Genomic DNA, 22,890 nt, shown 5'->3' on the forward strand with positions numbered 1-22,890 from the left:
TCACAGAGCCTCGAACGAGTCGGTGGCGGCGCGGTGTTCGTGCACCCTTCCCGTGTGCACTTCGTAGTACCAGCCGTGCAGCCGCAGCCGCCCTTCCGTGAGCCGCCGCTCGACACACGGGTAGGAGCGCAGCCGGAGCAGCTGGGTGAGCACGTGCCGCTGCACGGCTTCGGCGACGGTCGGGTCGGCCGGGTCGGCGGCGGACGGCGCGTCCGCGGCGTGGGCGAGCCAGTCGCGCACGGCGGGTACGGCGTCGAGGTCGTCGCCGCGCACCAGGGCGCCGACGGCGCCGCAGTGCGAGTGCCCGCAGACGACGATGTCCCGGACCCCGAGCACCTGGACGGCGTACTCGATGGTGGCGGTCTCGCCGCACGGACGGTCGGAGGCGTGGGCGGGCACGATGTTGCCCGCGGTGCGGAGCTCGAAGAGCTCACCGGGGCGGGCGCCCGTGATCAGGGCGGGCACGACGCGCGAGTCGGAGCAGGTGATGAACAGAACCTGCGGGGACTGGCCGTCGGCGAGCCGGGCGAACTCCTCAGGGCGCCTTCCGAACGTGCGGGCGTTGTCGATGAGGGGCTGCATGCGTTGATTCCTCCTGGCGCGCTGTGGGGAGCGCGTCGGGCTTGCAGGACAGGGTGCGACAGCTCTGTCGCGGTCGGGGGCGGGGGCCTCTCGGGGCAGGGTGTGCCCCGCTGTGCTCGGACTTGTGTGCGGGAGCGAACAGGTGCGTGACGGCGTGCCGCGACTGCGACGGCGCGACGGCGCGCGGCGGTATGTCCCCCACGCGACCCCTCACCTCGGAACGCGCGCTCCCGCTCCCGCTCTCTATGGATCAAGGGAATACCAACAGATGGTCAACTGATGGTCAAGAAGCAGGTTAGCTGTGCAATGGCGATCGTGGGGTTAACACGAGGTTGCGGAGCTGAGGATGCGTGGAAACCGTGGTTCGTTTGGCGTGAACAGCACCGTGGCGAGCGACGGTTCAGACGGATGTTCGCTTCGTTCGGCAGCGGCCGCCGCCGGGGGCCCGAGGGCCCGCGCCGGCGACGGCCGCCCGTGCGCGGCACCGGGGCTCCCCTCCCGGGCACGGCGCGCACCTCGCCCTCGACGGAGCCGGGAGGTGCGGGAGACATCCCGGGCTGGTCGACGAGGACGGCGGGCCGGGCAGCGTGTCGGCGTAGGACGCCGCTCCGGCCGTTCTGGGCGCGGCCCTGGGACTGGGGGCCTCAACCTCCGTACGGCATATGCGCGTAGCCGCCGAAACGGAGGTACAGGAAGCATTTTAGGCGCTGACGGCGATCAGGCACAGACCCTCTGTATATGCCTGACTCAGGCAACCGGTGAACCGAAGCGTCTGCGCCCCCCTCCAGGGCGCGCCGGGACAGCAGGAGGGGCCGCGTCGTGGTCGACGCGGCCCCTCCTCGCGGGTGACGGTCAGGCGCCGCTGGCGTCGAGCATCTCGTGGCGCTCGACGAGCTTCACGCGCTCGCGGCCCTGCGGCTCGCCGAGGGCCCGCTCCGCGGCGTCGAGCCGGTGCCAGCCCTCCCACGTCGTGTAGCGGACACCGCGGTCGCCGAGGTGCGCGTCGACGGCCTCCGGCGCCGGGGACGCCGGGGCGTGCAGCCGCCCGGCGGCGAAGTCCTCCAGGAGGCTGCCCACGGTCTCGTTGGCGTCGCCCTTGGTGTGACCGATCAGGCCGATCGGGCCACGCCGGATCCAGCCGGTGACGTACGTGGACGCCAGGTGGTCGCCGCTGTCCTCGATGACCCGGCCGGCCTCGTCGGGGACGGTGCCCGAGGCCACGTCCCAGGGCAGCTTGGGCAGTTCGTCGGAGAGGTAGCCGACCGCGCGGTAGACCGCCGAGACGTCCCAGTCGGTGTGCGTGCCGGTGCCCTTGACGTTGCCCGTGCCGTCGAGCTCCGTGCGCTCCGTGCGCAGACCGACGACCCGGCCGTCCTCGCCGAGGATCTCGCTCGGCGACTCGAAGAAGTGCAGGAAGAGCTTGTGCGGCCGCTCGCCGATGTCGCGGATCGCCCAGTTCTCCAGCGTCTTGGCGACCATGTCGGCCTGCTTGTTGCCCCGCCGGGTGGCGATGGAGCCCTCGTCGTAGTCGATGTCCTCGGGGTTGACGATGACCTCGATGTTGGGGGAGTGGTCCAGCTCGCGCAGCTCCATGGGGCTGAACTTCGCCTGCGCGGGACCGCGCCGCCCGAACACGTGGATCTCCTTGGCCCGGCTGGCCTTGAGCCCGTCGTACACGTTCGCCGGGATCTCGGTCGGCAGCAGCTCGTCGGCGGTCTTGGCCAGGATGCGGGCGACGTCGAGCGCGACGTTGCCGACGCCGAGCACGGCGACCTTCTCGGCCTCCAGCGGCCAGGTCCTGGGCACGTCGGGGTGCCCGTCGTACCAGGAGACGAAGTCCGCCGCACCGTAGGAACCGTCCAGCTCGATCCCCGGAATCCCGAGCGCCCGGTCGGCGGTCGCGCCGGTGGAGAAGATCACCGCGTCGTAGAACGACCGCAGCGTGTCGAGGTCGATGTCACGCGGGTAGTCGACGTTGCCGAACAGACGGATCTGCGGCTTGTCGAGGACCTGGTGCAGGGCGGTGACGATGCCCTTGATCCGGGGGTGGTCGGGAGCCACGCCGTAGCGGATCAGGCCGAAGGGGGCCGGCATGCGCTCGAAGAGGTCGATGGACACCCCGGGTTCGACGGCCGTCGCGGACTTCAGCAGCGCGTCAGCGGCGTAGATACCGGCCGGGCCGGCGCCGACGATGGCGACCCGCAGAGGGCGAGGCATGGTGAGGTTCCCTTCGAGTGGGGCGGGTGGTGCTCGAAGAGAATCTTAAAGTAAGGCAAGCCTTAGTTGATAGGCGGGTCCTTTCTATGACCTCATAAGTGTTGGTTATGGGGTCCATCGGCCTTCCTTTGGGGCGGTGGCGGGCCGTCCGGGAAGCCCGTTCGCGGCGACGCGGGCCCGCCGTCGCAGGTGGTCGCGCAGGGCCCGCGCGGCCCGCCCCATCAGCGCCTCGGCGCCGGGCTGGACACCGGCCGGGACCAGGGACTCGGTGAGCACCACGACGGCGAAGCGCTGCCCGTCCTCGTGCTCGACGACCCCCGCCTCGTGCCGCAGATTGAGCAGCGTGCCGGTCTTGGAGGACCAGACGGTCGCGTCCGAACTGAAGTCCGGAGCGAGGCGGTGCCGGATCAGATTGTGCCCCATCAGCTCCCGCACCCGGTCGGCCGTGGCATCCGGCACCGCCGACGGCAGCCACAGCGCCGCCAGCAGATCGGCCCAGGCGCGGGCGGTACCGGTGTTGGCCCGGCTGGTGTCGAGCTGCGGGACGCGATGACCGCGGCCCGCCGTGCTCGCCCCGATCGCCAGCGCGTGCGCGAGATGCGCCTGGCCGGGTCCGAGATGTTCCTGCGGTGTCTCGGTCAGCTCCTCGGTGCGGTGCCGCACGGTGATCCCCGTGAGTTCCCAGGCGCGCAGCTGCGCCGTGACCACGTCCGGAGGGGTGAGATCGAACAGGGCGTCGGCCGCCCTGCCGTCGCTCAGGCACGTACTCAGATAGAGGAGATCGTCGAGGGCGACGCGGGCCGGGTGCCGAAAGCGGCTCAGACCGGTCGGTCCCGGCGTGGTGATCCGTCCCGGCGCGACCTCGACGGGGTGCGCTCCGTCCAGCTCCCCGCGCCTGATCCGGTCCGCCGTGGCCAGCGCCAGCGGCAGCTTCACCAGGGAGGCGGACGGCAGCGGCACGTCCGGGTCGATGCCGATCTCGTCACCCGTGCCGAGGTCGCGGACGAGGAGGCTGGCGCGCAGCCCGCCGTCGGCCAGCTCCTCGCGCAGCGTGCGCAGGAGAGCTTCGGTGGTCATGCGCCGACTCCTTCGGTGGCCGGGTCTGTTCCCGGGGCGGGTACGAGGTCCGGGTGGTCCGCGTCTTCGCCGGCGGTGTCGGCGCCGAGGCAGTGGCCGAGCCGCACACCCAGCCGCGTCAGGGCCGGTGGGGGAGAGACGTGCGCCGCCGTGCGCAGTACATAGCCGCGGAGCGGTGTGAACTCCCCCATCGGACGCCAGTACAGACCCAGTGCGCGGGCCTGGGCGACGGAGCACAGCAGGAGATCGGGTGCCGCGTGCACCTCGGCCGCCGCCGTGGTCAGGTCCTGCGCCCGTGCCAGCTGCGCGGGCCGCAGCCCGACCGCGTCGCGCAGCCGGGCCAGCGGATCCCGGACGTGCGGGACGTCGTCCTCCGGCTGCAGCCAGATCCGGCGGGCCGGACCGCGCTCGGTACGCCCCAGGCGCAGCGTCTCCACATGGAGGTACCCCTCGCCGGGATCCTCGGCGGCGGCCAGGCCGAGCGGGACCGGCCACACCGCCTCGGCCGCGGGCACCGCGAGCAGCGCGGCCTGGACCCGTCCCGCGAGCAGCAGCTCGGCGCGCCGGGCCGGTGGTTCGGTACGCGGTTCCAGGGCGATCCCGAGTCCGCGGGCATCGGCGATCAGGCGGGCGAGACCGCTCGTCGTGCAGATGTCCGGCACGGCCAGCCGCCAGGGTCTGCGGTGCGCGGCCGCCGCCTCGTGCAGGAGACCGTCCGCGTCCTCGACGAGCCGGCGGGCGTGCGGCAGCATCTCGCGGCCGAAGGAGGTCAGGACGGCGCGCCGCACCGTCCGCTCGAACAGCCGCGCCCCGAGGAGTTCTTCGAGTGCGGCGACCCGGCGACTGACGACCGGCTGGGAGACACCGGCGGCCGCCGCGCCGTCGGTGAACCCGTTGTGATCACTGACGCTGACGAAGGCGCGACATGCTCCGAGCAGATCCACCCGGCCACTCTATGCAGATCCGGCATGGAAACCCGGACGAAGGTATTGGCCGCCGTACCGTCCGACCCGCGAGGGTGGGCGACGGGGCGTCACCGATGCCCCGTCCGGAGCCCGTTCGGGTGTCCGGCCGTCCGTACCCTGCGCCCGGGATCCTCCACGTTCCGCGGCCGGGGCCCGTCGAAGGGACTCGACCGATGCAGCACCACCGACCGAGCCGTCGCCGATCCGCCGGTGCCGGCCGTGCCGTTCTGGCCGCCTGTGCCGTTCTGGCCGTCCTGTCCGCGACGGGCTGCGGGCAGGACGGCCGCACCGGAGCGGCCACCGCCACGACGGCCGCCGCCGACCGCTCGGGAAGCGCCTCCGGGAACGCCTCCGCGAAGGACGCGTTCGCCCGTCTGGAGCGCGGCTACGGCGCGCACCTCGGCCTCTACGCCGTCGACACCGGCACCGGGCGCGAAGTCACCTGGAACGACAAGCGGCGCTTCTCCTACAACTCGACCGTCAAGTCCTTCCTGGCCGCCGCCGTCCTGAAGAAGAACGGCAGCGACGGCATGGACCGCGTACTGCGCTACGACCGCGCCGACGTCATCGAGAACTCGCCCGTCAGCGAGAAGCACGTGGACACCGGCATGAGTCTGCGCGCGCTGTGCGACGCCGCCGTCCGCTACAGCGACAACACCGCGGCCAACGTCCTGTTCGAGGACATCGGCGGCCCCGGCCGTCTGGGCGCGTTCCTCAAGAAGGAACTCGGCGACGACATCACCCGCACCGACCGCATCGAGCCCTTCCTGAGCCGCTGGAGTCCGGGGGAGCGGCACGACACCTCGACACCCCGTCAGATGGCGTCCGACCTGCGCGACCTGGTCCTCGACGACACCCTGCCCCGGGCCGAGCGGCGTCAGCTGACCACCTGGCTGCGGACCAACACCACCGGGGACACGACGATCCGTGCCGGAGTGCCGAAGGGCTGGACCGTCGGCGACAAGACCGGCACCGGTTCGTACTTCGGGGCGCGCGACGACATCGCGGTGATCTGGCCCCCCGGCCGCAAGCCGCTGGTGATGGCGATCCTGACCTACCGCGACGGCGCGAAGGACGGAAAGGCCGACGACAAGCTCCTGGCTGACGCGGCGAAAGCCGCGGTCACCGCACTCGGTACGGAGCGCTGACAGCGCGGAGCGACATGGCGCGATCCGTTCGGGCGAACGTCAACATGCGAGCCTGATTTACAGCCGTAAGGAGTGCATCCAAGAACCCCTTGGGCGCCGTACCGGTTGATCCGGCGAGAGCGCGCGGTTCACCGCCGGGGACGGCGGGGTGGTGCACAGCCGGCCGCGGGCTCGGCATCGGTCCGGCGTTCACATCCCCTCGGGGTCGGACCCGGTGCCGCACGGCGGCCCGACCGTGGTGGGCCGGGCCGCCGTGTTCACCATGTGAGCCGCGGATCCACGGATGCATGACTCCACGAGCGGGGCGTTGACCGCCCGTGCCGTGATCCGCCCGGACAGGTTGGACTTGGCATGGACGACGAGCTGAACCGTTTCTCGCACCGGGACTACGCGCGCCTCACGGACGCGTACTGGCTGGACGCCCCGCACTGCGCCGACGGCTTGTGCGCGTGCCCGCTGGACCACGACGAGCCGCGCGACCTCGAAGGCCTCGCACGCCTGGTCATGCTCGGCGCCGCAGCCGGCACCATCGCCGTGGGTGTCGTCTGCGCGCTGAAGTGATGTGTCCCTGAGCGGGGTCCGGGCCCAGGGACACGATCCCCGTCTGCCCGCGTCGTTCGAACACATACCGGGTGGGCCCCCACGGGAGCCCACCCGGAACAGCGGTCCGGTTCAGCGCCGCGCGTTCTCCGGCACCGTGATCTGCTCCTCGGACCAGGTCGCCTTGGTGGTGGCGAAGTAGTTGACGGCCGTGCCCGCCTTCAGTCCGGCCTCCCTGGCCCTGGCCGACGGCTCGGTGAGCAGGGTCTCGTCGGCGAGCAGCGCACCGGTGGACGGGTCGACGACGAGGCGCTCCCGCACGCTGCCCAGCGGAGTGCGATCCGTTCCGGGGAAGGTGACGCCGACGCCCTCGCGCCCCAGCGGATCGCTGACGTCGTCGCTCAGCCGCACGCCGGGCAGATCCGCCATCACCCGGTACGCGGCGGCCCGGACGCCCGGCTCCACCGGCATGGTGACGAGGTCGGCCGCGACGCGCAGCAGCCACGCCGAGCGTTCGGCGCCCTGCCCGGCGGTGTCGTCCTGGATGTGCAGCCGCTCCAGGAGCCGACGCAACGCGGCGGTACCGGTGGGCAATTGGCGCAGTTCCCTGTAGGTGACGTTGCGCGGGCCGAGTGCGTAGATCTTGTCGCCGACGGCGGTCCGGTCGACCGTCGGGTGCCCGGTGCCCAGCCGGTAGGCCCGGTGGGCGCCCTTCCCCGCCGCGACCTCGACGGTGGTGGGCGATCCGGCGTCACGCCAGCGTGCCTCGTCCGCCGCCGTACGGGGCGCGACGGTGGAGTTCAGGCCGGAGACCAGCAGACTGTCCGTCCCCTTGCGCACGCCCACCGACCACCGGGACGACGAGGTGTCGCGAACGGCGAAGAGATGCCCGTCCTTCCCGGCGACGTCCACGCTCTCCGAGCGCGTCTCGGTCTGCCAGTACGTGCCCTCCGAGGGCGCGGCCTCCGCCTTCGTGGCGGCGCTGAGAAGCACGAGGCGGGCGTCGGTCACGGTGGTCGCGGAGGAGTGCGGCCCGGCTTCGGGCCGCCCGGCCGGGGACTCTCCGTCGAGGCTCGTCACGACCACCGCGGTCGCGGCGACGGCGGTGAGGGCGGCGACCGCGCCGAGCGGCTTCAGCACCCGACGGCCGCGCGGCGACCGCGCGGAGCCCCGGTCCGTGACCTCGGAGAGGATGCGGGCCAGATCCTCGCGCTGCCGGGGCGAACCGGCGAGGCGGGCCGGGTCCAGTGCGTCGGGCCGCGCGGCCGCGAGGGACCGCAGGGCGTCGGGCCGCCCGGAGGGGTCATTGCTCGTCTTCACGTGAGTGCTCCTTTGTGGTCACCGAGGTGGGCAGGGCGCGCGTCCGGCGACGCCACGGATGTCGTCTGCAGCGCCTTCTCCAGGCGGCGCCTGGCCCGGTGCAGCCGGACGGTGAGCGTCGCCGTGGCGCAGCCCATGACGTGTGCGGCCTGCTTCGGGGTCAGCCCGTGCCAGGCGAGCAGCGTCAGCAGTTCCCGGTCGGCGTCGGACAGGCCCGCCAGGGCCTGCAGCGCCGCCTCCCGGTCGGTCACGTCCGCCGCGACGTCACCGGTGTCCGCCCCGCCGCCCCGCCCGATCCGCCGGGCCTCCTCGGCGGCCACCGCGTACTGGCGGCTGTCCCGGCGGCGCAGTTCGCGCACCAGATTGCGCGCCACCCCGAGCAGCCAGGGCAGTGCGGGCCGCGGAACGTCCCGCACCCGCCGCCAGGCGACCGTGAAGGTCTCGCTGGTGATGTCCTCGCCCACCTGACGGCCCACCAGACCGGTGGCATAGGCGAGGACGCGCGGATAGCACTCCTCGTACATCTCCCGAAAGCGTTGGGCTTCTGTCACGCGCCGCCGTCCCCTCGTGTCTGTCCTTACGCAGAGGAATGCGCGCGGCCGCCCACTTCTTACAGGGCGCAGTCACATTCCTCGGAAAGGTGTGACGTGCGAGGCCGGCCGCCGGCCGAATGCCGTTCACCCGGACCTGAAGCAGTGGAGCCGAGGCGCAGCCAGCCGTGGGCGCGGGCGGTGTCGACGGTGGTGCGCAGCAGGTGGGGGAGTGCGGGCCGGTGGGTGTCGCCGCGGGTGAGCAGGTGGATCTCGATCCCGGTGGCAGGGGTGAGCGGGCGCCAGACCAGGCCCTCGGGCAGCCCCGAGAGGGTCGAGGCGCCGACCACGGAGACCGCACGGCCCTGCGTCACCGGGCCGTGTCCGGCGTCGAACGCCTGGCGCAGGCGCAGGGTGGGGGCGATGCCGGCGCCGTCGAAGATGGCGGTGATCGCCTCGTAGTGGCCGGGGTTGGCCTGGCGGGTATGGATGAGCACGGTCTCGTCGGCGAGTTCGGCGGCGTCGATCGTCTCGTGGTCCGCGAGGGGGTGCGCCGCGTGCATGAGTACGCCCTGCGGCTCCAACCGGGCCAGGGTGCGCACAAGTTGGGGCGTGGGCGGCGGGCAGCGCACCAGTCCCGCGTCGAGGGTGCCGTCGGCGACGCCGGAGACGACCTCGGCGCTGGACATCAGGTGGGTGGTGACGGTGATGCCGGGGTGTGCGTCGGCGAGCGACTCCAGGAGCACGGGGGCGGTCTCGTAGCCGGTACTGGCGCTGTAGCCGAAGGCGAGAACCCCCTCGGCGCCGGCTGCGAAGCCCCGTACATCGCGCCACAGCCGGTCGGCGTCGGCGCACAGCACCCGCCCGCGCTCCTGCAGGAGCAGGCCGGCCTCGGTGAGTGAGGTGGACCGGGTGGTGCGCTCCAGCAGCCGCACCCCCAACTCCTTCTCCAGTTCGCGTATGTGGCGGCTGAGAGCGGGCTGGGCCATGAGCAGCCGCGCGGCCGCGCGGGTGAAGTTCAACTCCTCGGCGACGGCGAGGAAGTAGCGCAAGCGACGGAGATCGGCCATGCGGCGCATCCTACGGACGACCTTGGCCTGCACTTATGCCGCCCCGTTCTGAGTCGAGCGGAAAGAGGTCTTTCCCTTCTCGGGCGGTCTCTCCCTACCGTTCAGGACATCGGGACGAACACCCGGAACGACCACGGCAGGGGACGAGGGACACACCATGAACGAGCAGCAACTGCCCCAGTCCAGCAGGGATGTCGTCCAGGCCTACATGGACACGCTGATGGCCGGGGACCTCGCGGCGCTGCGGACGTTCTTCACCGCGGAGTCGACCTGGACGCTGGCCGGAGACCTGCCGCTCTCCGGCACCTGGACCGGGCCCACGGAGATCCTGGACGAGTTTGTTCCGGCGATGGTGGCCCGACTGGAGCCGGAGACGATGGAGTTCACCTTCGACGGGCTCATCGCGGACGGCGAGCGGGTGCTCGCCGAGTGGAACTCCCGCGCACAGGCCAAGGCCGGCGGCCGCTACGACCAGCACTGCCTCGCGGTGTTCACCGTCCGCGACGGCAGGATCGCGGCCGTCCGCGAGCACTTCGACACCCAGCACGCCAAGACGGTCGTCTTCGCCTGAAACGCCCGCACGCCACACCGCGATCGCACGTCATCCCGTCCAAGCGAACGAGGAGAGAACCATGACCACGAACACCGACCCCACTGCCGTCGTCCTGCGCTACTTCGAGGCGCTGGCCGCCGACGACCAGGAAACCGTCTTCAACACCTGGGCCGAGGAAGGCAGTTGCTGGTACGGCGGCGACCTGCCGATCTCGGGCACGTGGCAGGGGCGCGACCAGGTGATCAACGGTTTCCTGGCCACCGCCTTCGCCCACCTCGACCCGACGAAGGAGATCGGAATCAAGGTCACGAACTTCTTCGGCGCCGGCGAGCAGGTCCTCGTCGAGTGGGACTCCTGGGCCACGGGCAGGACCGGCCGCCCCTATCGCGAGAACAACATCGGCGTCTTCACCGTCCGCGACGGAAAGATCACCAACATGCGCGAGTACGCGGACACCCAGCACTGGGAGCGCGCCCTGGTCGCCTGAGGCCACACGTGCCGACGCCCTGCCCCACCTTGCCCACCGCCGCAACGGCAAGAGGAGAGACAGGAGAGACAGAGGGAAGGAGTCAGAGTCCGTGAAAGCGATACTGCCCGGCTCACCCGCCGACACCGACGAACCTGTCGTGCTCGGCGAGGCCGCCGAGCCGCAACCCGCCGACGACGAGGCGGTGATCGAGGTCGAGGCGTTCTCCGTCAACCGCGGCGAGACCCTCCAGCTCGAGGGCGGCCTCGATCGCCGCCGGGCCGGCTGGCGACCGGGCAAGGATGTCGCCGGCACCGTGCTGCGGCCCGCGGCCGACGGCTCCGGACCGGCCGACGGCGCCCGGGTTGTCGCCCACCCGCCCGCGTACGGCTGGGCCGAACGCGTCGCCGTCCCCACCCACAGCCTGACCGAACTGCCCGACAGCGTCGACGCCGTGACCGCCGCCGCCCTTCCCCTGGCGGGGATCACCGCCCTGCGGCTGCTGCGCGCCGCCGGACCGCTCGCCGGCCGCACGGTGCTGCTCACCGGCGCCAGCGGCGGAGTCGGCCACTACGTCACCGAACTGGCCGCCGCCGGTGGCGCACGGCTCACCGCGGTCAGCGCCACCGCCGAACGCGGCGCGAAGCTCATGCAACTGGGCGCTGCCGAGCTGGTCACCTCGGTGGCGGACGTGTCCGGCCCGTACGACGTGGTGCTGGAGTCGGTCGGCGGGGACAGCCTGTCCACCGCGCTGGCAGCCCTCGCCCCCGGCGGCCTCCTGGTCTGGTTCGGCCAGGCGGGCCGCGCCCCCGTCACCCTGGACTTCTTCAGCTTCTTCGAGGGCCCCAACCAGGCCCGGATCGCGCACTTCGACTACACGGCGTCGGACGCGACGTACGGGCAGGACCTGGCCGCCCTGGTCCGCCTCGTCGCCGGCGGGCGCCTGCACCCCGAGATCGGCACCGTGCGCGACTGGACCCGCACCGCTGACGTCATCGCCGGACTGCGCGGCCGCAGGATCCGAGGCAATGCCGTCCTCACCGTCGGCTGACGAGGCGGTTCGGCCCCGGACCCGCACGGCGGCCCCGTCGGCGCGGGAGGTCCGGGGCCGTCACCCAGCCACCCCGACGTGCCGAAGAACACCCTTGACACCCCCGCCCCACTGAACTCATAGTTCTCGCCGCTGAGCGCAACGGCGTTGCGCTCAGCGCACCGGACGCAGGCGACGGAGAGGAGCGAGGCGATGCCAGAAGCGCAGGTGAACGGCGTCACCGCCGACGAGACCGCCCACCAGGCGGACCGGCCCGACGAGGCCGACGCGCTCGCCCCTCCGCAGCCCGGCGTCCTTCAGGGCGCCGACCGCGCCCTGCTCGCCCTGCTGTCGTTCACCGAGCGGCGCCCCGAATGGGGCGTCAGCGAGATGGCGCGCCGGCACGGCTGGGACAAGGCGGTCGCCCAGCGCATCCTCACCACCCTCGCCTCCCGCTCCTTCCTGACCTGCGACACCACCACCCGTCGCTATCGGCTCGGCCCCGCCGTCTCCCGGCTGGCCCGCGCCGGGGAGCACAGCGGGGTGCTGCCGTCGCTGGTCCGGCCGATCCTCGCGGGGCTCCTGCGCGACACCGGCGAGAGCGTCGTCCTCAACGTGCCGCAGGGCGCCGGATACCGCTGCGCCGCCGCCGTCGACGGCACCGGTCCGGTCCGCTACACCGCGATCGTCGGCGCCGTGATGCCCGGCCACGCCGGCGCCTCTGGCCACGCCATCTTCGCCCACTACCCCGAGGCGGAGCTCCGGCGGCTGTTCGGAGCCACCCCGCTCCAGCGCTTCAACGACCACACCGTCACCGACCTCGACGCACTCCTGGCCCGGTACGCCGACGTGCGCGCCCAGGGACACAGCGTCAGCCACGGCGAGTACGACGAAGCCGTCGCCGCCGTGTCCGCCCCGGTGTTCCAGGCCGGCACCGTCGCCGCCTCGCTCACCGTCATCGGCCCCGCGCACCGCGTCACCCGCGCCGCCGACCGCATCACCGAACTCGTCCGGTCCGGAGCCGAGGAGGCCACGGCCGCCTTCGGCTCCTGACCCGGCCCGGCGGCACCGGCCGCCGGACCGCACGCCCGTACGACGTGACCCGCACCGGAGTACGCGGCTTACCGCTGCCTGCCCGAAAAGTCCCGCCCTGTCCCCTCTTCCGGGGCGGGCCCACCCACCAAGGGGTGTCCCCGTGTCGCACCACACCTCGCCGTCGGCCACCACGCCGCCGCCCGCCGACTCCGGACCCGGCGTCACCTCATCCGGCGCCGGTCACCCGAGGGTCACCGAACCCGTCGTGTTCGTCGTTCTCGCCGTGCTCTCCGTCGTCGGAGCCGTCATCGGCGCGGACCTCGTCGCCAAGCTCGGCATCTCCGCCAACACCTCGGTCGTCGGCGCCCTGATCGCCATGCTCATCGGCCGCATCCCGCTCGCCGGGCTGCGCTCGATGCGCTCGGTGCACCGGCAGAACCTCGCCCAGAGCGCCATCTCCGCCGCCACCTTCGCCTCCGCCAACGCCCTGCTCACCTCGATCGCGGTGCCGTACGTCTTCGGGCGCAAGGACCTGGTGTGGCCGATGCTCATCGGCTCCTTCGCGGGCCTGCTCATCGACACCTGGGTGCTGTACCGCTCCTTCGGCTCCCGGCTGCTGCCCGCGGACGCGGCCTGGCCGCCCGGGCAGGCCGCGGCGGAGACCATCAAGGCCGGCGACAAGGGCGGCAAGCGGGCCCTCGTCCTCGGCGCGGGCACCCTCGTCGGCCTCGGCGGCACCCTCTTCAGCCTGCCGCTGTCCGCCGCCGGCGTCGCCTTCCTCGGCAACGTCTGGGCCCTGCTGATGTTCGGCGTGGGTCTCGGACTGCGCGAGTTCAGCCCCGACCTGTTCCACACCGACCTCGGCGCCGGATACGTGCCGCACGGCGTGATGGTCGGCGCGGGCGTCGTCGCCCTCGGCCAGGCCGTCGTCATGCTCGTCCGCCGACGCCCGGCGCAGAAGGAGCAGCCCATCCCGGCGGAGCGGGACGAGACGACCGCGTACACGGTCGACGAGAAGGCCCTGCGCCGCTCCCTCGTGCGCGGCTACGCCCTCTTCGTCGCAGGCGCCGTCCTGCTCGCCGTCCTCGGCGGTCTGATCGGCGACATGAGCCCGCTGGGCCTGCTCGGCTGGGTGCTGTTCGCCGCGTTCGCCGCCCTCGTGCACGAGCTGATCGTCGGCCTCGCCGCGATGCAGTCGGGCTGGTTCCCGTCCTTCGCCGTCACCCTGATCTTCCTGGTCCTGGGCCTGCTCATCGGCATCCCCTCGGTGCCGCTGGCGCTGCTCGTCGGCTATGTGTCGGCCACCGGCCCCGCCTTCGCCGACATGGGCTACGACCTCAAGGCCGGATGGCTGCTGCGCCGCGACCACCGGCCCTGGGACCCGTACGAGCGCGAGGGCCGCCGCGAGCAGTTCCGCGCCGCCCTCATCGGCTTCGCCGCCGCGCTCGCCGTCGTCGCCGTGCTCTGGCAGTCGTACTTCAAGCAGGGCCTCATCCCGCCCGTGGCCAAGGTCTACGCCGACACCGTCAAGAACGGCCTGGGCGAACCCGGCGTCCTGCGCACCCTGCTCATCTGGGCCGTCCCCGGCGCCCTGATCCAGCTGATCGGCGGCACCCGTCGGCAGATGGGCGTCATGCTCGCCACCGGCCTGCTGATCCTCACCCCGAACGCCTGCTGGATGGTCCTCGCCGCGCTCGCCGTGCGCGTCGGCTACCGCAAGTGGCGCGGCCCGCGCGCCGACGAGGAGCTGAACCTGGTCGGCGCCGGCCTCATCGCGGGCAGCTCTCTGGGCGACTCCGCCCAGATCATCAAGGCGAGCTGACCCGCCCCCCGAACCACCTTCTCCCACACGCACCACCACAAGGAGACAGATCCCCATGGAGATGTTCAGCCGGCTCGAACCCCGCGCCGAGTACCTGAGCTTCGAACTCGCCCTCGCCGCCCGCAAGCTGGTCGAGCAGGTCATGCTCGTCAAGCCCGGCGAGCACGTCGTCCTCACCGGCGACACCAGCAGCGACCGCCGCGTCGTCGACGCCACCGCGCAGGCCGTCGCCGCCGCCGGGGCGCACCCCGTCGTCGTCTGGTCCGAGACCATGCCCAGCTCGTCGATGGAGCCGCCGCGCCCCGTCGCGGGCGCCATCGCCGACGCCGACGTGTGGATCGAGTTCGCCGTCTCCTACGTGATGCACTCCGACGCGTTCCGCCGGGCCATGGCCAACGGCTGCCGCTACACCAACCTGACCGCCATGGACGTGCACATGCTCGTCGCGACCGTCGGCCGCCCCGACTTCGACGGCGTCATCCGGCTCGGCAAGGCGCTGGTCCACCTCCTGGAGCAGGCCGACGAGGTGCGCATCACCTCCGCCAACGGCACCGACATCACCGGACGCAACGGCGACCGCCCCATCAACCTGCGCGGCAAGCCCGCCGAGAAGCCCGGCGAGACCGTGATGCTCTCCGGCCAGATCTCCTGGAACCCCCTGGAGGAGACCCAGGACGGCGTCCTCGTCTTCGACGGCGCCCTGTGGCCGCCGGACCAGCTCGGCCTGCTGCGCACCCCCGTGCGCTGCACCGTCGAGAAGGGCGTCGTCACGAAGATCGACGGCGAGGGCCAGGACGCGGAGATCTTCCGCCGCTGGATGGAGTCCTGGGGCGACCCGAACATGTACCGCGTCGCCCACTGGTCGCTCGGTTTCAACCCGGGAGTGCCCGCGCCCACCGGCCGTATCGTCGAGGACGAGCGCGTCTTCGGCTGCGTCGAGCTGGGCATCGGCACCAAGGGCGCCTGGATCGGCGGCGAGCCGTGGGTGTCCGCCGCCCACACCGACGGCTCGATCCTCGGCCCGTCGATCTACCTCGACGGCGAGTGCATCGAGAAGGACGGCGTGTACGTCCACCCCGACCTGGTGACGATCTGCCGTGAGCTGGGCGTCGCCGGCTACTGACCGACGCGGCACCCCCGCCCCGACCGCCCGCCCGCCCGCCCAAGGAGCCGGACTTGACCGACGACCAGATCACGTACCGCCACAGCGGCCTCGTCTGCACCGACCACACCCTCGACGTACCGCTCGACCACGCCCGCCCCGACGGGCCGAGCATCTCCGTCTTCGCCCGCGAGGTCGTCGCCGAGGCCGTCGAGGGCACGGCGGGCCGTGAACTGCCGCGGCTGCTCTGGCTCCAGGGCGGGCCGGGCGGGCGCGCGGAACGCCCCAACGCGGCGGGCGCCTGGCTGCGCCGCGCCCTGAAGGACTTCCGCGTCGTCCTCCTCGACCAGCGCGGCACCGGCCGCTCGACGCCCGCCGACCGCACCACGCTCGCGGGGCACCCCGACGCGGCGACGTACCTCACCCACTTCCGGGCCGACTCCATCGTCCGCGACGCCGAACTGGTGCGTCGCCGGCTCCAGGGCGACCGCCCCTGGACGGTTCTCGGCCAGAGCTTCGGCGGTTTCACGGCGCTCACCTATCTCAGCCTGGCTCCGGAGGGGCTCTCCCGGGCCCTGATCACGGGCGGCCTGCCGACCCTCACGGCCCACGCCGACGACGTGTACCGCGCCGCGTACCGGCGCACCGTCACGGCCAACACCCGCTACTTCGACCGGTATCCCGCCGACCGGGCCCTGGCCGAGCGGGTCGCCGCGCACCTCGCCGACCACGACGTCCGGATGCCTTCCGGCGAACGCTTGTCGGTCCGCCGTTTCCAGACCCTGGGCATCACCTTCGGCACGTCGTCCGGCTTCGACACCCTGCACTACCTCCTGGAGTGCGCCTTCGTGCCGGGAGTGCACGGGCCCGTGCTCTCCGACCCCTTCCTGCGCGGCGTCGACGCCGTGGTCTCCCTGGCGCCGCGCCCCCTGTACGCGGTCCTGCACGAGGCGATCTACGCCCAGGGCGGCCGGGCCACGGCCTGGTCGGCGCACCGGATCCGGGACGAGTTCCCGGAGTTCGACGCGGCGGGCGCCGGTCCGCTGCACTTCACCGGCGAGATGATGTACCCCTGGATGTTCGACGAGGACCCGGCGCTCGCCCCCCTGAAGGCGACGGCGGCCACCCTCGCCCACCGCACGGACTGGCCCGCCCTCTACGACCTGGACCGCCTGTCGGCCAATCAGGTCCCGGCCGCCGCGGCGGTCTACCGCCAGGACATGTTCGTCGACCACGACCAGGCTCTGACCACCGCGTCCTTGATCCGCAACCTGCGCCCCTGGGTCTCGGAAACCCATCTCCACGACGGAGTGAAGGCCGACGCCGGCGTGCTGGACCACCTGCTGACGCTGTCCTAGGGCCTGTCTTCAAACTCCCCTCTGCCCCGCGACGCCTGGCACGCGCTCTCGCCGCACCGGGCACAAGGCCGAGTACGTCCAGTACGAGGCCTTGCCCCCGGCACTCCCCCAGCCTTCGGCCGGGGGGACCCCCTGAGAGCACGCACCAGACGCCGCGGGGCCACCCTCCGGGCGACGAGGGGAGTGCGAAGACAGGCCCTAGGTGCCCGAGGAGGGCGCGGCCGTCGAGCCGCGCGGAGTGAGTGTCGGTGTCTGCACCGGGTGCCCCGTGACGCGTTCGCCTCGGACGAGGGCGTAGAGCGTGCGGGCGGCCTCGGCCCCGATGGCGTGGACGTCGTGGCTCATCGCGGAGAGTGCGGGGTGCGTGAGGCGGCAGAGCTGGGAATCGTCCCAGGCCAGCAAGGAGAGGTCGGCGGGGACGCGCAGGCCCATCTCGGCGGCGACCGAAAGGCCCGCGACCGCCATCACGTCGTTGTCGTAGATGATCGCGGTGGGGCGGCGAGCGGCGGTCAGCAGCGAGCGGGTGGCCCTGGCGCCCGACGCGCCGGAGAAGTCCGTGTCGAGCTGCTGCCCGGGGCCGAGCCCGAGTTCGGCCATGGTTCTGGTGAACGCGGCGCGGCGGATGACGCTGTGCCCCAGCTCCGGTGCGCCGCCCACCCGGGCGACGGCGCGGTGCCCCAACGCCGCCAGGTAGCGCACCGCTTCGCCGACCGCCGTGGCGTCGTCGGTCCACAGCGAGGTGAACGGCCGTGCCAGCGCCGGGTGCGCGACCGCGACGGCCGGGATCCCGAGCCGTGCCAGGACGGGCCCGCGCGGATCGTGTTCGCGGAAGTCGACCAGGACCGAGCCCGCGATCTGCCGGGTCCGCCACCAGTGGCTCTGCAGGTCGATCTCCTCGTCCAGGGTCTTCACCAGACGCAGAAGAACGGCGCCGCAGTGGTCGGGGACGACGCTCTCCAGACCGGAGACGAACTCCATGTAGAAGGGTTCCAGGCCGAGTTGGCGCGCGGGCCGCCGGATGACGAGTCCGATCGTGCCCGTCTCCTGCCGGTTGCGCGCCGTGACCGAGCGGTTCGGGTTCCAGCCCATGGTCCGGGCGGTCTCGAGGATGCGGGCCCGTGTCGCGTCGGACACGCCGGGCTTGTCACCGAAGGCCAATGAGACGGCGGCCCGGGAGACCCCGGCGCGGGCCGCGATGTCCTTGATGGTCACCCGTCGGTCGTTCATGGCCGCTTCACCATAGACCGGTTGAGCTGAACAGTTTCCTGTTCTGTCGCACAGAATTCGCGGAAAGCCCTTACATAACTGGCCCTTTACTTAACTTGCTCAACTTCTAGACAACGATGTCGAGGGTCTGCAAAGTGTCCCGCCAGAACGGTCCTCATCCACTCCTCCCGAGGAAAGGGAACCCGTCCCCATGAGCACAGCCATGCCCAGACAACCGCTGACGCGGGCCCGCGGTCTCGCGCTGCTCGTCGCCTTCCTCGTCTCCGCTCTCGTGGCCGTCACGCTCGCTCCCGAAGCGCAGGCCTTCCCCGGCCGCTCGCGTCAGCAGGTGATCGACTACCTGAAGTCCATCAGCGGCTCGAACATCGTGTCCGGTCAGCACAACAAGGAGCCGGCCGCCAATCCCGGCCAGTACACCCAGCAGGTCAAGGACGTCACCGGCCAGTACCCGGGCCTGTGGGGCGGCGACCTGATGTTCAACGCCGCCGACGTGGCCAACCGCCAGCGCGTGATCGACCAGGCGAAGACCGAGTGGAACAACGGCTCGCTCGTGGCGCTGACCTGGCACGTCTGCCCGCCGACCATGGGCAGCTCCTGCGCCTTCGAGGGCGGTGTCAAGTCGAGCGTCAGCGATACCCAGTTCAACCAGATCGTCACCGACGGGACGTCGCTGAACACCGCGTGGAAGCGCCGTCTCGACGAGGCGGTCCCCTACCTCCAGCAACTGAAGAGCGCGGGCGTGCCCGTCCTCTTCCGTCCACTGCACGAGATGAACGAGACCTGGAACTGGTGGGGCCACCGTCCCGGCGCCAACGGCAGCGCGAAGCTCTACAAGATCACCCACGACTACCTCGTCGGCAAGGGCCTGGACAACCTGATCTGGGTGTGGAACGTCCAGGACAACCCGGCGGGCGGCTGGTCGGACTACTACCCGGGTGCGAGCTACGTGGACGTCGTGTCCCTCGACGTCTGGTACAAGAACTTCCCCAGCTCGTCCGACTACTCGCAGATGCAGTCCATCGCGGCGGGCAAGCCGATCGCCCTCGCCGAGATGGGCAAGATCCCCAACGCCTCGCTCCTCGACGGCCAGACCCGCTGGGCCTACTTCATGATGTGGTCGGAGCAGCTGCGGGGGAACAACACCAACGCCGAGCTCCAGGCCGGCTACTTCCACCCACGCGTCCTCAATCAGGGTGAGGTGAAGCTGTAACACCCCGGCCCGGCGCACATGTGTGTGGCCCGTCCTCAGCGGACGGGCCACACACATGTGCGCGTCCGGTCAGTCGCGCCGCGGCCGAGGCGCAGCCGTCGAGGCGCGGGGTGTGAGGGACGGCATGGGCACCGGGTGGGAGGTGATGGTCCTGCCCTCGATGAGGTCGAACAGCACACGGGTGACGTCGGCGCCGAAGCCGTGCACGTCGTGACTCATCGCCGACAGGGTCGGGTGCGTGAGGCGGCACAGCTGCGAGTCGTCCCAGGCCAACAGCGACAGCTCGTCCGGCACGGACACCCCCATCTCCGCCGCCACGCCGAGACCGGCCACCGCCATGATGTCGTTGTCGTAGACGATGGCGGTGGGCCGCTCCGCGCGCAGCAGCAGCGAGCGGGTGGCCCGCGCGCCTTCCTCCCCCGCGAAGCCGGACGCCACTTGCAGCGTGCCGTCGAGCCCCAGGGACTCCAGGGTCGCCCGGAACGCTTGCTCGCGGATGGCGCTGTGGCCCAGGGCCTCGGGTCCGCCGACTCTGCCGATCCTGCGGTGGCCGAGGGCGGCCAGGTAGCGGACGGCCTCGCCCATGGCCGTGGCGTCGTCGGTCCACACGGACGGGATGCCGCCGGTCAGATCGGGATGCCCGACGGCGACCGCCGGCATACCGAGCTCCTTGAGTGGTCCGATGCGGGGATCGTCCTGGTCGAAGTCGACGAGGACGGAACCGCCGACCTGCCGCTCGCGCCACCACCTCTGCTGGAGCTCGATCTCTTCCTCCCTGCTGCTGACCAGGCGGAGCAGCAGGGAGCACGAGCGCTCGGCGAGGACGCTCTCGATGCCGGAGATGAACTCCATGTAGAACGGTTCGAGGCCGAGGAGCCGGGCGGGCCGGCAGATCGCCAGGCCGACCGTGTCCGTGTGCTGTCGGGACAGACTGCGGGCGGACGAGTTCGGGGCCCAGCCCATCTCCCTGGCCACCGCGAAGATCCGCTCCCGGGTCGCCTCGGACAGACCCGGTTTGTGGTTGAACGCGATCGAGACCGCGCCCTTGGAGACTCCGGCGGCGGCCGCGACGTCCTTGATGGTGACGCGCTGCGTGGGTGCGCTCACGCGGGTTCCACGCAGAAGAGTGCGGCCCTGACGGTGTTGGCGCCGGCGCCCCGCGTGCCGTGCACACGGATGCGGGTGGACTCACCGGGCAGCAGGGTGATCAGGCCACGCTCGGCCCGGGCGTCCGGTGCGATGCGGTCGGCCTGCAGGAGCAGGTCGCGTACGAGAGTCTGGGCGGTTACCACGACGTCGACTGTATCCCGCTCCTGGCCGACGGTCTCGACGGCGATGTCGAATCGGGGATCCGGGTAGTCGAAGTCCTTGTCGCGGGTCTCGAAGTGCAGCGCGCGCAGGTCGTCGGCGTCGGCGACGAGGTACTCCTTGGCGGAGCCCGTGGCCGGGGTCACCTCCGGCGGGACGGGCAGCCGTACGGTCTCCCGCGCCCCGGCGGTCAGTCCCAGGCGGACGTGTGCGGCGCGGGTGCCGTCGGCGCGCATCAGGCGCAGCGTCACGTCGCAGCTCCACGGGGTGGCGCCCTGGTTGGACAGGACGAGTTCGGGGCCTTCGGGGCCGGGCTGCACGGTGAGCATGCGGTCGGCGTAGAGGCGGCGCAGCTCGTGGTAGAGGGGTTTGAGGCGGCCGTCGCCGTCGATCGCGGCCCAGGAGCTGACCGGCCAGCAGTCGTTGATCTGCCAGACGATCGTGCCGGCGCAGCGCGGCCAGTTGGCGCGCCAGTGCTCGATGCCGGTGGCGACGGCGCGGGCCTGGACGACCTGGGTGAGGTAGTGCCAGCGGTCGAAGTCGCCCTCGGGCAGGGCGAAGTGGCGGGCGACTCCGCGGTTCAGCTTGCCGTTGCCGTCCTCGGCCTTCTGGTGGTGGAGCATGCCGGGCGAGTCGGGCGCGAGATCCTCGCCGGGCAGGGCGCGGCGCAGGGTGGCCAGGGCCGGAGGCGCCTGCCAGCCGAACTCGGAGACGAAGCGCGGCACGTCGGCGCGGTACTCGGTGAAGTCCTGCCGGTTCCACACCTCCCACGAGTGGTGGGTGCCGTGGTCGGGGTCGTTGGGGTGGTGGTCCCAGGTGCCGGACCAGGGGCTGCCCGCGAGGTAGGGGCGGGTGGGGTCGAGTTCGGCGACGACGCGGGGCAGGAGGCCGAGGTAGTAGCCCTCGCCCCAGGAGTCCCCCGCGAGTGCGTCCTCCCACTCCCAGTCGCGGAAGCCCCACAGGTTCTCGTTGTTGCCGTTCCAGACCACGAGGCTGGCATGCGGCATGAGGCGTACGACGTTGTCGCGGGCCTCGGCCTCGACCTCGCCGCGCAGCGGCTGCTCCTCGGGGTAGGCGGCGCAGGCGAAGAGGAAGTCCTGCCAGACCATCAGGCCGAGTTCGTCGCAGGTGTCGTAGAAGGCCTCGTCCTCGTAGATGCCGCCGCCCCACACGCGGACCAGGTCGACGTGGGCGGCGGCGGTCTGTTCGAGGCGGGTTCGGTAGCGCTCCGGGGTGATGCGGGAGGGCAGCACGTCGTCGGGGATCCAGTTCACGCCACGTACGAAGATCCGAACGCCGTTGACGACGAAGGTGAAGCCCGAGCCCTGCTCGTCGGCGGCGCGGTCGATCTCGATCGTGCGGAAGCCGACGCGCCGCTGCCAGGTGTCGAGCTGCTCCCCGTCGGCGGTGAGCGTCAACTCGACTTCATAGAGCGGCTGTTCACCGTGGCCGCGCGGCCACCACAGCTGCACGTCCGGGACCTCGATGACGAGGGTGACGGTGTCGCCGTCGGTCTCGGCGGTCGCCGTGGTCCCGGCGACCGTGGCGTGCGCGGCGAGGCGACGCCCGGCGCCGGTGGTGGTGCGTTCGAGGTCGACGCGGAGCTCCACACGTCCGCGGGTTCCGTCGACGGTGACCAGGGGGCGGACCTGGGCGATGCGGGCGGTCGACCAGCGTTCGAGGCGGACCGGCCGCCACATGCCGGCGGTGACGACGGTCGGGCCCCAGTCCCAGCCGAAGCTGCACGCCATCTTGCGGATGTACTGGAACGGCTCGGGATAGGCGTTGGGCCGCCCCCCCGTCAGCGCCTTGACGGCGGCCGCCTCCTCGTAGGCGGAGTCGAAGGTGACGCTCAGGGCGCCGGAGCGGCCGGTGACGTCGAAGCGGTAGGCGCGGTGCATGTTGCGGGTGCGGCCCAACTCCCGGCCTTCCAGGTCGACATGGGCCACGGTGTCCAGGCCTTCGAAGACCAGGTCCGTGCGTTCGAAGGCGGCTTCGGAGGTCTGCTCGGCCGACAGGTCGCGGCTGTAGGTCCAGGCGCGGCGGCCCACCCAGGCGATGTACTGCTCGTTCCGTCCGATGAACGGGTCCGGGATCAGGTCGGCGGCGAGCAGGTCGGCATGGACGCAGCCGGGGACCTGGGCGGCGATGCGCGTCCCCTCGTGCTCGAGACTCCATCCCTCGCTGAGCTGGGCGGTGGCCTTCATAGGGCGACTCCAATCGGACGGACGCGGGCCCGGTTCGTATGAGACGTCCGCCAACCTAACCCCTGTTCATAAACCGGTCTAGTCATCACTGGGCGAAACGGCTCGCACTCATCAGGCCTGGTG

The 22,890-nt window shown here is 71.9% G+C and carries 20 protein-coding genes; 10 read left to right on the forward strand and 10 right to left on the reverse strand.

Going from position 1 to position 22,890, the window contains the following annotated elements; translation table 11 throughout:
* The 4 genes from ABZ930_RS06805 to ABZ930_RS06820 all read right to left on the reverse strand — a co-directional run bounded on the left by ABZ930_RS06805 (nucleotide 1) and on the right by ABZ930_RS06820 (nucleotide 4,820).
* A complete protein-coding gene (locus tag ABZ930_RS06805; protein ID WP_361542603.1) occupies nucleotides 1–582 on the reverse strand; it encodes a carbonic anhydrase in 582 nt (193 codons plus the stop codon).
* Nucleotides 583–1,434: 852 nt separating this feature from the next.
* Complete coding sequence (locus ABZ930_RS06810) at nucleotides 1,435–2,799, reverse strand: FAD-dependent oxidoreductase (protein ID WP_361542606.1); 1,365 nt, start codon at nucleotides 2,797–2,799, stop codon at nucleotides 1,435–1,437.
* A 105-nt stretch (nucleotides 2,800–2,904) separates the two neighbouring features.
* The gene (locus ABZ930_RS06815; RefSeq protein WP_361542609.1) at nucleotides 2,905–3,876 is read right to left on the reverse strand and encodes a serine hydrolase; all 972 of its coding nucleotides are present in this window, start codon (nucleotides 3,874–3,876) and stop codon (nucleotides 2,905–2,907) included.
* Nucleotides 3,873–4,820, reverse strand: coding sequence for a LysR family transcriptional regulator (locus tag ABZ930_RS06820; RefSeq protein WP_361542612.1), 948 nt, complete (start codon nucleotides 4,818–4,820; stop codon nucleotides 3,873–3,875). Before ABZ930_RS06820 ends, ABZ930_RS06815 begins: the two co-directional genes overlap by 4 nt.
* A gap of 194 nt (nucleotides 4,821–5,014) precedes the next feature.
* Between ABZ930_RS06820 and bla the strand changes: the two genes are divergently transcribed.
* The gene (gene bla, locus ABZ930_RS06825; RefSeq protein ID WP_361542615.1) at nucleotides 5,015–5,989 is read left to right on the forward strand and encodes a class A beta-lactamase; all 975 of its coding nucleotides are present in this window, start codon (nucleotides 5,015–5,017) and stop codon (nucleotides 5,987–5,989) included.
* Between the two features lie 351 nt (nucleotides 5,990–6,340).
* Complete coding sequence (locus ABZ930_RS06830; protein WP_361542618.1) at nucleotides 6,341–6,550, forward strand: hypothetical protein; 210 nt, start codon at nucleotides 6,341–6,343, stop codon at nucleotides 6,548–6,550.
* 111 nt (nucleotides 6,551–6,661) lie between these two features.
* On the opposite strand, the gene ABZ930_RS06835 is transcribed toward ABZ930_RS06830, so the two are convergent.
* Genes ABZ930_RS06835 through ABZ930_RS06845 form a run of 3 tightly spaced genes read right to left on the reverse strand, consistent with a single transcriptional unit; the run spans nucleotide 6,662 to nucleotide 9,449 of the window.
* A complete protein-coding gene (locus tag ABZ930_RS06835) occupies nucleotides 6,662–7,849 on the reverse strand; it encodes a CU044_5270 family protein (RefSeq protein ID WP_361542621.1) in 1,188 nt (395 codons plus the stop codon).
* The gene (locus ABZ930_RS06840; RefSeq protein ID WP_361542624.1) at nucleotides 7,846–8,400 is read right to left on the reverse strand and encodes a sigma-70 family RNA polymerase sigma factor; all 555 of its coding nucleotides are present in this window, start codon (nucleotides 8,398–8,400) and stop codon (nucleotides 7,846–7,848) included. Before ABZ930_RS06840 ends, ABZ930_RS06835 begins: the two co-directional genes overlap by 4 nt.
* Before the next feature lie 59 nt (nucleotides 8,401–8,459).
* Nucleotides 8,460–9,449, reverse strand: coding sequence for a LysR substrate-binding domain-containing protein (locus tag ABZ930_RS06845; protein ID WP_361542627.1), 990 nt, complete (start codon nucleotides 9,447–9,449; stop codon nucleotides 8,460–8,462).
* A 157-nt stretch (nucleotides 9,450–9,606) separates the two neighbouring features.
* On the opposite strand from ABZ930_RS06845, the gene ABZ930_RS06850 reads away from it, so the two are divergent.
* The 7 genes from ABZ930_RS06850 (at nucleotide 9,607) to ABZ930_RS06880 (ending at nucleotide 16,815) form a co-directional block, all read left to right on the forward strand.
* Nucleotides 9,607–10,020: a nuclear transport factor 2 family protein gene (locus ABZ930_RS06850; RefSeq protein WP_361542630.1), complete on the forward strand. Its 414-nt coding sequence runs from the start codon at nucleotides 9,607–9,609 to the stop codon at nucleotides 10,018–10,020.
* Between the two features lie 61 nt (nucleotides 10,021–10,081).
* Nucleotides 10,082–10,489 carry a nuclear transport factor 2 family protein gene (locus ABZ930_RS06855; protein ID WP_361542632.1) on the forward strand — a complete coding sequence of 136 codons (408 nt, stop codon included), beginning with the start codon at nucleotides 10,082–10,084 and terminating at the stop codon, nucleotides 10,487–10,489.
* 91 nt (nucleotides 10,490–10,580) lie between these two features.
* Nucleotides 10,581–11,519, forward strand: coding sequence for a zinc-binding dehydrogenase (locus ABZ930_RS06860; RefSeq protein WP_361542635.1), 939 nt, complete (start codon nucleotides 10,581–10,583; stop codon nucleotides 11,517–11,519).
* 192 nt (nucleotides 11,520–11,711) lie between these two features.
* A complete protein-coding gene (locus ABZ930_RS06865; protein ID WP_361542638.1) occupies nucleotides 11,712–12,551 on the forward strand; it encodes an IclR family transcriptional regulator in 840 nt (279 codons plus the stop codon).
* A 142-nt stretch (nucleotides 12,552–12,693) separates the two neighbouring features.
* Entirely contained in the window at nucleotides 12,694–14,355 is a 1,662-nt protein-coding gene (locus ABZ930_RS06870) for an OPT/YSL family transporter (protein ID WP_361542641.1), read from the forward strand.
* Nucleotides 14,356–14,410: 55 nt separating this feature from the next.
* Complete coding sequence (locus tag ABZ930_RS06875; RefSeq protein WP_361542644.1) at nucleotides 14,411–15,478, forward strand: hypothetical protein; 1,068 nt, start codon at nucleotides 14,411–14,413, stop codon at nucleotides 15,476–15,478.
* Between the two features lie 53 nt (nucleotides 15,479–15,531).
* Nucleotides 15,532–16,815, forward strand: coding sequence for an alpha/beta fold hydrolase (locus ABZ930_RS06880; protein WP_361542647.1), 1,284 nt, complete (start codon nucleotides 15,532–15,534; stop codon nucleotides 16,813–16,815).
* Between the two features lie 198 nt (nucleotides 16,816–17,013).
* On the opposite strand, the gene ABZ930_RS06885 is transcribed toward ABZ930_RS06880, so the two are convergent.
* On the reverse strand, nucleotides 17,014–18,042 hold the full coding sequence (locus ABZ930_RS06885) for a LacI family DNA-binding transcriptional regulator (protein WP_361542650.1): 1,029 nt from the start codon (nucleotides 18,040–18,042) through the stop codon (nucleotides 17,014–17,016).
* A gap of 190 nt (nucleotides 18,043–18,232) precedes the next feature.
* On the opposite strand from ABZ930_RS06885, the gene ABZ930_RS06890 reads away from it, so the two are divergent.
* On the forward strand, nucleotides 18,233–19,252 hold the full coding sequence (locus ABZ930_RS06890) for a glycosyl hydrolase (RefSeq protein WP_361542653.1): 1,020 nt from the start codon (nucleotides 18,233–18,235) through the stop codon (nucleotides 19,250–19,252).
* Between the two features lie 69 nt (nucleotides 19,253–19,321).
* Here the strand turns inward: ABZ930_RS06890 and ABZ930_RS06895 are convergent, their stop codons facing one another.
* Entirely contained in the window at nucleotides 19,322–20,359 is a 1,038-nt protein-coding gene (locus ABZ930_RS06895; RefSeq protein ID WP_361542656.1) for a LacI family DNA-binding transcriptional regulator, read from the reverse strand.
* Entirely contained in the window at nucleotides 20,356–22,767 is a 2,412-nt protein-coding gene (locus ABZ930_RS06900; protein ID WP_361542659.1) for a glycoside hydrolase family 2 protein, read from the reverse strand. The genes ABZ930_RS06895 and ABZ930_RS06900 overlap by 4 nt, the downstream gene beginning before the upstream one ends.
* Nucleotides 22,768–22,890: the final 123 nt, after the last annotated feature.

It is taken from the genome of Streptomyces sp. NPDC046716 (assembly GCF_040645755.1).
Taxonomy (GTDB): Bacteria; Actinomycetota; Actinomycetes; order Streptomycetales; family Streptomycetaceae; genus Streptomyces.